At 34.3% G+C, this 14,376-nt stretch carries 10 protein-coding genes; 6 read left to right on the forward strand and 4 right to left on the reverse strand.

Features of this window, described 5'->3' with window-relative positions:
- Positions 1-4 precede the first annotated feature (4 nt).
- Complete coding sequence (gene glyA / locus AB9K26_RS07650) at positions 5-1,279, reverse strand: serine hydroxymethyltransferase (protein WP_369971964.1); 1,275 nt, start codon at positions 1,277-1,279, stop codon at positions 5-7.
- 187 nt (positions 1,280-1,466) lie between these two features.
- On the opposite strand from glyA, the gene fahA reads away from it, so the two are divergent.
- The 5 genes from fahA (at position 1,467) to AB9K26_RS07675 (ending at position 8,654) form a co-directional block, all read left to right on the forward strand.
- Positions 1,467-2,759 carry a fumarylacetoacetase gene (fahA, locus tag AB9K26_RS07655; RefSeq protein WP_369971965.1) on the forward strand — a complete coding sequence of 431 codons (1,293 nt, stop codon included), beginning with the start codon at positions 1,467-1,469 and terminating at the stop codon, positions 2,757-2,759.
- A 152-nt stretch (positions 2,760-2,911) separates the two neighbouring features.
- Complete coding sequence (locus AB9K26_RS07660; protein ID WP_369971966.1) at positions 2,912-4,822, forward strand: histidine kinase; 1,911 nt, start codon at positions 2,912-2,914, stop codon at positions 4,820-4,822.
- Positions 4,819-5,526 (forward strand): LytR/AlgR family response regulator transcription factor, encoded by a 708-nt coding sequence (locus AB9K26_RS07665; protein WP_369971967.1) that lies wholly within the window; start codon positions 4,819-4,821, stop codon positions 5,524-5,526. Before AB9K26_RS07660 ends, AB9K26_RS07665 begins: the two co-directional genes overlap by 4 nt.
- 158 nt (positions 5,527-5,684) lie before the next feature.
- A complete protein-coding gene (locus AB9K26_RS07670) occupies positions 5,685-7,265 on the forward strand; it encodes an ELWxxDGT repeat protein (protein WP_369971968.1) in 1,581 nt (526 codons plus the stop codon).
- Positions 7,266-7,466: 201 nt separating this feature from the next.
- Positions 7,467-8,654: a hypothetical protein gene (locus tag AB9K26_RS07675; RefSeq protein ID WP_369971969.1), complete on the forward strand. Its 1,188-nt coding sequence runs from the start codon at positions 7,467-7,469 to the stop codon at positions 8,652-8,654.
- A gap of 34 nt (positions 8,655-8,688) precedes the next feature.
- On the opposite strand, the gene ytxJ is transcribed toward AB9K26_RS07675, so the two are convergent.
- The 3 genes from ytxJ to AB9K26_RS07690 are packed head-to-tail and all read right to left on the reverse strand — an operon-like array spanning position 8,689 to position 11,535.
- Positions 8,689-9,072: a bacillithiol system redox-active protein YtxJ gene (gene ytxJ, locus AB9K26_RS07680; protein ID WP_369971970.1), complete on the reverse strand. Its 384-nt coding sequence runs from the start codon at positions 9,070-9,072 to the stop codon at positions 8,689-8,691.
- 30 nt (positions 9,073-9,102) lie between these two features.
- A complete protein-coding gene (locus AB9K26_RS07685) occupies positions 9,103-10,092 on the reverse strand; it encodes a hypothetical protein (RefSeq protein WP_369971971.1) in 990 nt (329 codons plus the stop codon).
- Positions 10,093-11,535 carry an MBOAT family protein gene (locus AB9K26_RS07690; protein ID WP_369971972.1) on the reverse strand — a complete coding sequence of 481 codons (1,443 nt, stop codon included), beginning with the start codon at positions 11,533-11,535 and terminating at the stop codon, positions 10,093-10,095.
- A 177-nt stretch (positions 11,536-11,712) separates the two neighbouring features.
- On the opposite strand from AB9K26_RS07690, the gene clpB reads away from it, so the two are divergent.
- Complete coding sequence (gene clpB / locus AB9K26_RS07695) at positions 11,713-14,322, forward strand: ATP-dependent chaperone ClpB (RefSeq protein WP_369971973.1); 2,610 nt, start codon at positions 11,713-11,715, stop codon at positions 14,320-14,322.
- Positions 14,323-14,376: the final 54 nt, after the last annotated feature.

A 14,376-nucleotide genomic window follows, 5' to 3' on the forward strand; every position in this document is an offset into this window, starting at 1 on the left:
AGCCCTAGACACTAAACAACGGTCTTCCCGACATCATTTCATTGACTTTGCCTGCAATGGCTTCTAATTTGGTATCATTCTCATGGTTTTGAATAGCTTCGTCAATAAAACCAACAATCGTTTCCATGTCATCTTCCTTTAAGCCTCTTGTTGTTACAGCAGCTGCTCCTACTCTAATTCCAGACGTTACAAACGGACTTTTATCATCGAAAGGCACCATGTTCTTGTTTACAGTAATATCTGCTTTACCAAGTGCTTCCTCAGCAGCTTTACCTGTGATGTCCTTATTCCTCAAATCAATCAACATCATATGATTGTCGGTTCCACCAGAAATCAAGTGATAATCTCTATTCACAAAAGCTTTGGCCATGGCATCTGCATTTTTCTTGACTTGAAGAATATAGTGCATAAATTCATCGGTTAAGGCTTCACCAAAAGCAATTGCCTTAGCGGCTATGATATGCTCAAGCGGTCCACCTTGGTTGCCTGGAAAAACACCTGAATCCAATAAGGAAGACATTTTTCTTAGGTTCCCATTTTTTAATTTTATACCAAATGGATTTTCAAAATCCTGACCCATCATAATCAATCCACCTCTTGGTCCGCGTAAGGTTTTATGAGTCGTCGTTGTTACGACATGACAATGTGGTAAAGGGTCATTTAAAATCCCTTTAGCAATCAATCCTGAAGGATGCGAAATATCGGCTAATAACAAAGCACCAACACTATCGGCTATTTCCCTAAATCGCTTGAAATCAATATCACGTGAATAAGCTGAAGCACCAGCGATAATCATTTGCGGTTTTTCCCTTGATGCAATCTCTTGAATATTGTCGTAGTTCAATCGACCTGTAGCTTCTTCAACACCGTAAAATACCGGATTGTATAGCTTTCCAGAAAAATTAACTGGTGAGCCATGGGTTAAATGACCTCCATGGGACAAATCGAATCCTAAAATTTTATCACCAGGTTTTAAACACGCAGCAAAAACGGCTGTATTGGCTTGGCTTCCAGAATGTGGTTGTACATTTGCCCAAGCGGCACCAAATAAGGTTTTTGCTCTATCGATCGCTATTTGCTCGACCTCATCAACAACTTCGCAACCACCATAGTAACGCTTTCCTGGGTATCCTTCAGCATATTTATTGGTAAGAACAGAACCAGCAGCTTCCATAACTTGGTCACTGACAAAATTTTCTGACGCAATAAGTTCCAATCCGTTAATTTGTCGTTCTTTTTCGGCTTCAATAAGTTCAAAAATTTGTTGATCGCGTTGCATAAATGGTAAAAATTAAAATTTATCAAAAATAGTAAATCATCTCTTCAAACCATTTTAAAAACCTAGGTTTAATACAATGTTTTATGAGCAGGTTATTAACATTAAAATTTTGAGGTTTTATAGGTTCAAAAACAAAAAAAATATGTAGGTTTGAATAGAAAAAATAAACTATTCAATTCAAAAAATTATGCTTTTATCAGCTAATGATCCCAATAGAACATCTTGGTTATACGTCAATAAATATTCAGATTTTCCAATTCAGAACATTCCTTTTGGTGTCTTTTTAACCAGAGAAGATATTATTACTATAGGTACTAGAATTGGAGATACCGCAATTGATCTAGGTGCCTTACACCAATTAGGTTATTTTGATGGAATTCCATTAACAGATGATATTTTTCTTCAAGATTCGTTAAATGATTTTATTGCTGACGGAAGAAAAACATGGCGAGCAGTCAGAAATCGGGTGGCTGAAATTTTCGATGCCAATAATGATACGCTAAAGAATAACACAAAGCATAAGGAAATCATCTGCTTTAGACTAGATGAAATCGAAATGCAGATGCCTATTCTTGTGGGCGATTACACCGATTTTTATGCCAGCAAGGAACATGCGACCAATGTAGGCTCTATGTTCAGGGATCCTGAAAACGCCTTAATGCCTAATTGGGTTCACATGCCTGTTGGTTATCATGGTAGAAGCTCATCCATAGTTACAACACACATTCCTATTCATAGACCACAAGGGCAAACAATGCCTGAAGGTGCTGACACACCAGTTTTTGGTCCAAGTAAATTAGTCGATTTTGAAGTAGAAATGGCTTTCATTACAACCGACGCCAATGATTTAGGTGAACCGATTCCTGTAGAAGAGGCAGAAGAGTATATTTTTGGGTTGGTGTTATTCAACGATTGGTCTGCAAGAGATATCCAAAAATGGGAGTATGTTCCTTTAGGACCGTTTTTAGGTAAAAACTTTGCGTCTTCTATGTCGCCATGGATTGTAACTCTAGACGCCTTGGAACCTTTCCGTGTTGAAAGTCCGAAACAAGATCCTAAACCTTTACCCTATCTTCAAACGAAAGGAAAAAAGAGTTTTGATATTCAGTTGGAAGCAAGTATTCAACCAAAAGGCGGCAAAGAAACTTTGGTATGCAAAACCAACTTTAAATACATGTACTGGAACATGGCACAACAGTTAGCCCATCACACCGTTAATGGTTGTCCAGTAAATTCAGGTGACATGATGGGTAGCGGAACCATTTCTGGTCCAACAGAAGACTCCTATGGATCTATGTTGGAATTAACCTGGAAAGGCAGCAAGCCTATCAAATTAAAGGATGGTTCAGAACGCAAGTTCATTAATGATTATGATACAGTAATTATGAGAGCACACTGCGAAAATGATGACGTACGAATTGGCTTCGGACAGGTTAAAACACAATTGTTACCTGTTTTTAATCCGAAGAAAAAGAAGTAACATTTTTCACATCTACTATCAAAAACCTACAGACCTTGTTTGTAGGTTTTGTTTTTTTATTACTATTTTCAGATTATTGATTGCAAACTTCATATGATAGCGAATATCTATAAATGTGTAAAGAAGACATAAATACTTGTTACAAAAAACTTTTGAGTCTATTTGCTTTGTTTTTACAACTTTCGTTTATCTTTTCTCAAGATGGCGTCATAAAACATGAAACTATTGACGATAAGATAAAAAATGTTACAACTGACAGTTTAAAGCTTCAGCTTCTTCTAGATGAACTGATTACTAATCGTACTCACTATAAATTAGACTCTATAATATCTGTAGGAAAGCAAATAATTCATCTTTCAAAAAAATCAGAAAATCAAAACGCATTATTTGAAGCCTATAATAATCTTGGAGCTGCTTATTTGTACAAAAACAATATCGATTCATCTTATTTATACACAAATAAAGCCTATGAGTTTGCAAAACAAGTAAATGACACATTATCAATAGCAAAAGCACTTATTCAATTTAATCATTTCCATGTTAAAAACAATGACTTAGAATTAGCAACAACATTTGGAATTAAAAGTGTGGAAATTGCTGAACGCACTACAGATAAAAGTGTCATGGCTGATGCATACAACACACTTTCGAAAGTGTTCGCTTTTTATGACGATAACTTTAAATATAAAGACTATATAGATAAAGCTTTTAGATTAGTTAAGGACGAATCAACTCTTATTGACCCATACATCACACTTGAAATTTATGCCAATATGGTAGATTATTTTGAGCATTTAAGATATAACTATCCAAAAGACCAAAAGGTCATTGATTCGCTTCATTTATATATAGATGAAGGACTTATACTTACAAATACAGTTGATTATCCAATTGTTAAAGTGCAACTTTTAGGACTCAAGGGAAAATTACTATACAATGCTGATAAATTGAATCAAGCTGAAGAGTTTTATTACAAAGCTCTAAAATACAAAGAATCCATCCCGCCTTTGTCCTTATTGAATCTTTATCATCAATTGGCGCATTTATACATTAAAAAAAACAATATCGAAAAAGGGTTTGCTTACAAAGACATTATTTTACAAGATGCAGAAAAAGAAACAAGCTTGTATAGGAAAGGAGAATTATACAGATTTGCTTACTACATCAGTATTCATGCGAAAAAGATAGATCTGGCCATAGAGTATTTTGAAAAAATGAATCATTATTTCAATCTAGCTAAGGACAAAAAACAAATTGAAGCTTTAAATGAACTAGAAGTTAAATACAATACCGAGAAAAAGGATGCAGAGATAGCAAAACAAAAATTAAAGAATGAAACCCTAAAGCACAAAGCTAGAACAAACTACTTTATCATTGGTATCGTTGCCATACTGAGCCTTTCAGTATTAAGTATTTTATATTTTAAAAAGAAAAACAAAGTATTGATTACGGAATTAGATTTAGTAAATACGAAAGCCAAACTTTTAAGATCGCAAATAAATCCGCATTTCATCTCCAATAGCATCAATGCCATTTACCCTTTTTTATACGACAAATCAGATCCCAATAAAGCGGCAGCTTATCTGTCTGACTTGTCTCAAATGATACGAAGTATATTGGATTCTACATTTGAAACACATTGGACCATAAAGGAGGAACTTGATTTCATCAAGCAGTATTGTAAAATTCAGGAGCTTAAGATGGATATTCCGTTTGAACTCCATATTGATTGCGAGGAAGTTCTTTTTGAAGTAAACATCCCATCATTAGTCACACAAACATTCATTGAAAACGCATTTGTTCATGGGTTTACCAATCTGATAGAAAAAGCCATAATAAGCATTAAAATCTCTGAGGAAGACTCTAATATTAAAATCCAAATTAACGACAATGGAAAAGTGATTAAAAATCATATAGCCTCACATAAATCGAGATCGACGGATATTATAAAACAGCGTATCATAAATTCTTATTCAAAATACCATTTGGCCAAAAATTTTTTAATATGCAGAAAATTAGCAACTGGTTACGAGGTAATTTTAAAAATTCCAAATACTAAATGAGAAAAATAGCCATCATTGATGACAATAAATCGGTAAGGAGTGCTATGGCAAGCATCTTAGAACATAATTTCAAAAATTTATTTGAAATTAAACAGGCTCAAAGTGTTTTGAAAGGTCATCAATTGATTTTGGAATTTAAACCAGATATTGTCTTGTTAGACATAGAAATGGGAGATGGAACTGGATTGGATTTAATCCATCTATTTTCAAATATTGACTTTAAATTGATTTTCATCACAGCGCATAAGGAATATGCTTTAAAAGCCATAAAGCTTAGACCTTATGGTTATTTACTAAAACCTATCAACCCTTTCGATTTAATAAAAATCATTAATTTTATTTTATCTGAAAAACCTCAAGAAACAACCCAACAAGATTCTAAAAAAATAGTTGTAAAAAATCAAGATAAATCCATTGTATTGGAAACCGAAAACATTATTAGGCTCCAAGCTGATGGTGCTTACACAAAGATCTTGACCACAAACGGAAAATACTTAGCGTCTAAAAATTTAAAACACTTTTGTGAACTATTAAAAGAATCTAGTTTCTTAAGAGTACACCACTCCCATTTAGTCAATCCAAATTTCATAAAAACCTTTCACAGACATGCCCAATGCGGCTTAACACTTAAAAATGGAGAAACCATACCTGTTTCTTCGAGAAAATCAACTACGATCACATCGTATCTTGAAAACCTATGTTAACAATAATTTCTATTTAAATATTGCTTTTATTGTCTAACAGTTATAAAATAAGCCATAGCAGTTATCAATTTCTGCTTAACAGTTATTTAAGTACTCTTGCCCAATTTTTCATCTATAGATAGTTTTAAGTCCAAATCACACTTAAATCTATTTATATTATGAAAAAATTCTACTTCATTCTTTTTATTTTGTCACTGTTTAGTCTTGAAGCACAAGTAGAAATTGTCAATTCAGAAGTCAACATGACTTTTCAACCATTAAAAACAGCTAATGGCCTTTATTTTACAGGATCTAATGCAGATATTGGTATTGAACCCTATTTTTTCGATGGTACAGATGTTGTAAATCTGAAAGATATTAATTTAGGCACTTCCAACAGTTGGGCTAACGGTTTTTTTGAATACCAAGGAAAAATCTACTTTAATGCCATTAATACGGCAAACAATTCAGAGCTTTATATAACTGATGGAACTGAATCAGGCACCATTCTATTCAAGGAAATCAATTTATCACCAACTGATGGTAGCTATCCAAGTGATTTTATAATACTTAATAATGATTTGATTTTTACCGCAAGGGAAAATGGCGCTAATGCTGAATTGTTTACAAGTGATGGTACAGAAACTGGCACAACGCTACTTAAAGAAATTTTACCTGGTTCTCAATACGGTTCAAATCCAAGTTTAAAGACTTTATTTAATGGACTAGTTTATTTTAATGCCAGCAATGGAGGTGGTGCATCAAATAACGGATTTGAATTGTGGGTTACTGATGGGACAAATTCAGGCACTAACTTATTCTACGATATCAATCCCGGAAATTCCAGTAGTTATCCACAATCATTACATGTCCATAATGGACTCCTTTTTTTTCAAGCTGATGATGGAGTAAATGGTCTTGAGCTTTGGGTTACAGATGGAACAACTTCAGGGACATTTATGTTTGCCGATATTAATCCTGGTGCCTCTGATGGGTTAATTGCCGAAACAAAATTTTATTCTGTTCAGGATAAAATGTTCTTTGAAGCCAATGATGGTACCAATGGTAGAGAATTATGGGTTTATGACAGCAATACAAATTCAGTTCAAATGGTTGCAGATATAAATTCAAGTGGAGATTCTTTTCCCAATGGTTTTATGGAATTAAATGGTAATTTGTTTTTTTCTGCTACTGATGGCATTAATGGAGCTGAATTATTTAAACTTGACCTCATCACAAATCAAGTTTCAATTTTTGATATCAACCCAACAGGATCTTCTTTTGCAACTATCGGAGCACTTCTTAATAACCGAATATATTTTGCTGCAGATGATGGCACAAATGGAAGAGAACTTTGGGTGACCAATGGCACAGTAACAGGAACTGCCATGGTTGCCGATCTAGAGCCTGGCTCTGCATCAAGTTTTCCTGATTACTTGACTGCGTTCAATGGGGAACTAATATTTTCAACCACTAACAGTATTTATAAATTTAATGATGCCGTATTGGGATTAAATAACATTGAGAATGATGGATTTAGAATAAAACTTTATCCAAACCCAACAAGTTCCTATTTTCAAATCAATTCGAAAACAGAGATAGTGAGTATTGAAGTTTTCGATACCTTAGGAAAACAGGTGAAAGTTTTTAACAAAAATCAAAACCACTATGACATCTCTTTATTAGGTAGTGGTTTGTATATCCTGAAGATTAAAACCTTAGAAGGAGTCATCTCAAAAAAACTTATGATTTCTGAATAATGAGTAATAATAAACAATTGAAATATAAATTGGAGTTGTTTTTATTTTTATTCTATGCATTAATAGCTATTAGTGTATGGATTATTTTTGGTTAGCTAGTTAGTTAATTATTAGGGCTTTGAACACCTTCACTCTTGTGAAGGTGTTTTTTTGGCACCATATTTGGATTTTAAAAGGTATAATCATTAAAAATCCAGAATTATGAAAAAACTACTACTATTTACAGCAGCACTTCTTCTGGTACTAACCTCGTGTAGCGGAAGAAAGCAAATTGAAAAAGCCATTAGCCATGGTAACTATGACCAAGCTATTGCAAACGCGCTACGCAAACTTGAAAATAACAAGGACAAAAAAAGAAAGCAGGATTTCATCATCATGCTTGAAGATGCCTATTACAAAGTCTTAGCTGAAGATTTAAGAGATATTGCGCATCTTAAAAAAGATGGAAATCCGGAGCAATACAAAATCATTTATGAAATGTATTTGGATTTAGATGCAAGGCAGAATGCCATCAAACGAGTGTTACCATTACAAATCGATGGTAAAGACCTTAATCTTAAATTCAATGATTATTCTTCGGAAATTGTAGATTATAGATACAAAACCTCAGACTATTTAATTGATGAAGGTATTGCACTTTTAGATACAGACAATAAATCTAATGCTAGAAAGGCCTATAAGATATTTCGATACATTGAAGAGATCAATCCAAATTTTGAGGAGACTAGAGCACTAATGAGTGAAGCCCATGAAAAGGGAACGGATTATGTGTTGGTCACCATTGAAAATCAAACCCATCAAATCCTTCCACAACAATTGGAAGCAGATTTATTGAATTTCAATACGTATGGATTGGATCAGTTTTGGAGTGTTTATCATGCCAATCCATCAAATCAGATTGATTATGACTATGCCATGCAACTGCAACTGAAGCAAATCAATGTTTCTCCAGAGCAAGTAAATACAACACAAGTACTGAAGCAAAAGGAGATTGTTGATGGCTGGAAGTTCTTGAAGGACGAATACGGACAAATAGTGACCGATAGTCTAGGAAATAAGATTAAAGTAGATAAAATCATTAACGTGAGAGCCAGATACTTTGAAACCCATCAATTCAAATCTGCTCATGTTGTTGCAGATGTAGCTTATACAGACTTGAAAAACAATCATGTCATGGATGTGTTTCCAATTGATAGCGAATTCATTTTTGAACACGTTTATGCCACCTTTAAAGGCGATGTACGAGCTTTAAATAATAGAGAATACGATTTAACGAAACAGCAACCATTGTATTTTCCAACAGATGCTCAAATGGTTTATGACACCGGTGAAGACATCAAGCTAAGATTAAAAAAGCTTATTAATTCTTATCAATTAAGACGAAGCTAACATAAAACTCTCTAAGATTTTCTTAGGGAGTTTTTTATTCAAACTGCTCCAACTGAATATTATTAATAGCACCATGGGAAGCATGCCATACAGTGTTTCCATTTTTAATAATCAATAGTTGTGGTGATTGATGCATCACTTGAAACCTGTAACCTACTTCGTTGGAAACATCTCTATAACTCAAAAGATCCAGATAATACAAATCGAAATTAAGTTCAAGATCATAAGCATCAACAAATTGATTCAATACCATACTACTAATTCCACATCTTGTGGAATGCTTAAATATCACTTGTGTTTTGGTTTGAGATCGTTTCGCAATTTCATCCAATTGAGAAATTTCGGTCAGCTCTTGCCAAGGTAAGACCTTTTTTTCCTTAGGTTCTGAAGCGCCAAATATGTTTTTAAAAAAACCCATAATCATTAATAGTTTTTAGTATCGATGTATTTAATCTGTTCTTTGTAATTGTTCTAAGATATAGTCTTTCATTTTAACAGCCATTTTTTTATGGGCTAATGCATTTGGATGGCCATCATATCGCGATAGTCTGAAAAGTCCGTTTTCAGGGTCTGAAAAATCATCGTCCCCATTAATAAACAAAATGTTTGATGATTCACAAAAGGAACTCAATTTTGAATTTACCATCGAAAAGAGTTTCGCTTGTCCTAAAAGATTAAATTCTGGAATTTTATACAGAATAAATGTCGTCGAATCAGCTTTACAAGTTTTAGCCACATCCTTCAATAGATCTTGGGTTTGTTTCCATTTCGGACCATCATCAACGTAGGCTTCATTTGTTAGATAATAAAAATCTCCAAAAGGCATAACCCAACCTTTTAATTTGAGTTCCTTTTGTGTATTGACAGAAATAAATCGCAATAATTCAGATTTGGAATAAATATTATTCACAAAGGCTTTGGAATTATTCCTGAATTGTTTTTTTTGTCGCTTAGGTTGCTTTTTTCCTGTGCGCAATGTATCTATAGAATCCTTGCTTTTAAATGAGCCAAGTACATCGTTAAAATTATACGCCCAAAAAACCACCTGTGGCTGAAATCTATTTTGATAGAATTTAAAGGTTTGATAATTATCGAATGTATTGTTGCTTGGTCTGGAAACATCTAAGACCAAAATATCTTTTTTAACCGAATCAGAAGTATTCAGATGTTTCTCTAAGACCCTTGAAAACTTATCCTTTGGGTTTACTCCTCCTCCATTAATGTATGAATCGCCAAGCACCAAAATACGCAACTGATTTTCATTAACGTTAAATGCATTCTGATCTAAAGCATTCTTAAGTTCTGAGTTTTCCATTTCGATAGAAATAATCTCAGGCGCATCACTTAAAATATCATAAGTCTTATTGAGTCTTATTAGAAGTTCACCAACAGCCAAGAAAATAAGAATTGTACCTATTATTTTAATATTTTTCCTCATCTAGAATTGAAAATAAATAAATTCAACTTCTTTATTGGCATGCCAAACCACGACAGCCCAAAATACAAATGACACCAATACTATATCTCCAATTTTTTTCACTCTATTAGTGGTTTGTGAATATTCCAAACCGTATTCCCTATGTCTGTTAAACCATTCAATAATTACAAAAATGAGTATTAAAATGAGTACTCCCGAAGGTAGAATTTCAAACGAAACAAACAACGATTGCGATAGGATTTCAGAAATGATTTGAAACGCATGTCCAATGGAATCCGCTCTAAAGAATATCCATGCAAAAACCGTCAAACCAAATGTAAATAACATACCTACACCTTCTCGAAAGCTTGGGAACATTTTGGCTTCAGCTATTCCATGAATGTGTTTTCTATTTTTATTGGTCAATAGCAATGGTAAAAAATATAAGGCGTTCAAAAATCCCCAAACTATAAAGGTCCAATTAGCGCCATGCCAAAACCCACTAACCAGAAAAATAATAAACACGTTTCGAACGATCCTACTTCTACTCCCTTTACTTCCACCCAAAGGTATGTACAGATAATCTCTGAACCAGGTAGATAAAGAAATGTGCCATCGTCTCCAAAATTCAGCAATATCTCTAGAAAAGTATGGGAAATTAAAGTTTTTCATTAAGTCAAATCCGAACAAACGTGAGGTTCCAATGGCAATATCTGAGTAACCTGAAAAATCTCCATAAATCTGAAAAGCAAACAAAAAAGCACCCAAAACCAAGGTACTTCCTGAGTAATCTGATGAATTATTAAAAATATCATTTACATAAATGGCACAATTATCGGCAATGACCATTTTCTTAAAAAAACCCCATAGCATCTGCCTCAGACCATCTTTAGCCAATACCTTATTAAATTTACGATGATTGAAAAATTGTGGCAACAAATGTTTCGCGCGTTCGATAGGACCTGCAACCAATTGTGGAAAAAAGCTAACAAAGGCAGCAAAAGCAACAAAATCACGAGTTGCATCTAGCTTCTTTTTATATACATCTATGGTATAACTTAAGGTCTGAAAGGTATAAAAGCTGATACCTACTGGTAATATTATGTTGAGAGAACTATGTGTTATTTTAGCACCAAAAAAAGTAAAGGCTGTAACAAAATTATCCAGAAAAAAGTTGAAATATTTGAAGAATCCCAATAAGCCTATATTCACAAAAACACTTATATAAAGTAAGTGTTTTCTTCCTTTTTCAGACTTGCGATTCATCAATCTTTGACCGACAAAATAATCGACTACTGTACTGAAGAAAATCAAAAACAAAAAACGCCAATCCCACCAACCGTAAAATACATAACTGGCTATTAATATCCATACATTCTGAAGTCTCAAATGCTTTCTAAACAACCAATAAATAATAAAGCATATTGGTAGGAAAACTGCAAAATCAATGGAATTGAATAACATATTTTGGGTTCAATCAAATATTAAAGTCAGCAAACAGTTTAATACTTACTAATCTGTCGAAACGTCATTACAATTCATGAAAAAGCGGTCATTTTGTCGCTTATTTTCTATACTTCAGAATTGGTAAGGTTATTGACTTAATGTTTTCGAAATTACAAATAAAACTGATTAATAGATATGAACTTTAATAATTATACCATAAAATCCCAAGAGGCAATCCAGCAAGCCCAACAGCTTGCTCAAAGCTTGGGACATCAGCAAATTGAGAATGAGCATATTTTCAAAGCCATTTTTGAGGTTGATGAAAACGTGTTGCCATTCATATTGAAAAAGCTCAATGTTAATGTCAATGTTTTAAAACTAGCATTAGATAAGCAAATTGAAAGCTTCTCTAAAGTGTCTGGTGCTGACATCATGATCTCGAGAGAAGCTGCAAAAGCCCTTAATGAAGCTTCTATCATTGCCAAAAAAATGAATGATGACTTTGTTTCTGTTGAACATTTGATCTTAGCCATTTTTAAATCCAACAGCAAAATTGCTCAAATGCTCAAAGACCAAGGTGTCACAGAAAAAGGGTTGAATGCTGCTATTGAAGAATTGCGAAAAGGTGATCGTGTAACCTCCCAAAGTCAGGAAGACACATACAACTCATTGAATAAGTATGCTAAAAACCTGAATCAATTGGCCAAAGATGGAAAACTAGATCCTGTTATTGGTAGAGATGAAGAAATTAGACGAATTCTTCAAATCTTGTCAAGACGAACTAAAAACAATCCGATTTTAGTGGGCGAACCTGGTACTGGTAAAACAGCTATTGCTGAAGGGTTAGCACACAGAATTGTCGATGGTGATATACCTGAAAACTTGGTCAACAAACAAATTTATGCACTCGATATGGGCGCACTGATTGCTGGTGCGAAGTTTAAAGGTGAGTTTGAAGAACGACTTAAAGCGGTCATCAAGGAAGTGACCACAAGTGAAGGTGATATTGTCTTGTTTATAGATGAAATCCATACACTAGTTGGTGCAGGTGGCGGACAAGGAGCTATGGATGCTGCAAATATCTTGAAACCAGCATTGGCAAGAGGTGAACTAAGAGCTATTGGTGCAACCACACTTGACGAATACCAAAAATATTTTGAAAAGGATAAAGCTTTAGAACGTCGATTCCAAAAGGTAATGGTTGATGAACCTGATACTGAAAGTGCGATTTCAATCTTAAGAGGAATCAAGGAAAAATATGAAACGCACCACAAGGTTCGTATTAAAGATGAGGCCATTATTGGTGCTGTGGAACTTTCAGAACGTTATATCACTAATCGTTTCTTACCTGATAAGGCCATTGACCTTATGGATGAAGCTGCTTCAAAATTGCGTATGGAAATCAACTCAAAACCTGAGGAATTGGATGTTTTGGATCGAAAAATCATGCAACTGGAAATTGAAATTGAAGCCATTAAACGTGAAAAGGATGAAGTGAAATTGAAAGCGCTTCGAGCTGATTTGGCGAATCTTAAGGAAGAGCGCAATGAAATCAATGCGAAATGGAAGAGTGAAAAAGAAGTTGTAGACAACATCCAAACGACTAAATCCAACATTGAAGAATACAAGCTTGAAGCGGAACGTGCCGAACGTGAAGGTGATTATGGAAAAGTAGCTGAAATCAGATATGGAAAGATCAAGGAAGCCCAAGAAACACTTGAAGCACTTCAAAAAGAGCTTCAAGAAAGTCAAAGTGAAAGTTCTTTGATTAAAGAAGAGGTAACCTATGATGATATTGCAGAAGTTGTTGCAAAATGGACAGGTATACCTGTAACCAAAATGCTTCAAAGTGAACGTGATAAATTACTCAAACTTGAAGATGAATTACACAAACGTGTCATTGGTCAGGAAGAAGCCATTACAGCTGTGAGTGATGCTGTAAGACGTTCTCGAGCAGGTTTACAGAATCCGCAAAAACCAGTAGGAACTTTCCTTTTCCTTGGAACCACAGGCGTTGGTAAAACCGAGTTGGCCAAAGCATTGGCTGAATATTTATTTGACGATGAAAACGCCATGACCAGAATTGATATGAGTGAATATCAAGAACGTCATAGTGTAAGCAGATTGGTTGGTGCGCCTCCAGGATATGTAGGTTATGATGAAGGTGGGCAATTGACTGAAGCGGTTCGTAGAAAACCATATTCAGTAGTCCTTTTGGATGAAATTGAAAAGGCACATCCTGATACCTTCAACATTTTATTGCAAGTCTTAGATGAAGGTCGTTTGACGGATAACAAAGGGCGTGTTGCTGATTTTAAAAATACGATCATCATCATGACCTCAAACATGGGAAGCCATATCATTCAAGAGCGATTTGAAGCTACTAAGGATATTGATGCCGCTATGGAAGCAGCCAAAGTAGATGTTTTAGGCTTATTGAAACAAAGTGTGCGTCCTGAGTTCTTGAACCGAATTGATGATACTATTATGTTTACCCCTTTAACCAAGGAAAACATTGAAGATATTGTTGGATTACAACTTAAGGGTGTTCAGAAGATGATTGCCAAACAAGGCATTACGTTTGACGCGACACCAGAAGCTAAAGCTTATTTAGCTGAAAAAGGATATAATCCAGAGTATGGTGCAAGACCAGTAAAAAGAGTCATTCAGAAAGAAGTTTTAAATGCTTTGAGTAAGGAAATTCTTTCTGGGAAAGTAACAACTGATAGCATCATACTTTTAGATGCCTTTGATGATAAATTAGTCTTTAGAAATGAAGCTAGTATAGTAACAGAGGAATTTTAATTTCTATTGTAACAAATAGATTATGAAATAGTCTTTTAAGTGGTTGGTTAGTTG

This window comes from Psychroserpens sp. XS_ASV72 (genome assembly GCF_041224425.1).
GTDB lineage: Bacteria > Bacteroidota > Bacteroidia > Flavobacteriales > Flavobacteriaceae > Psychroserpens.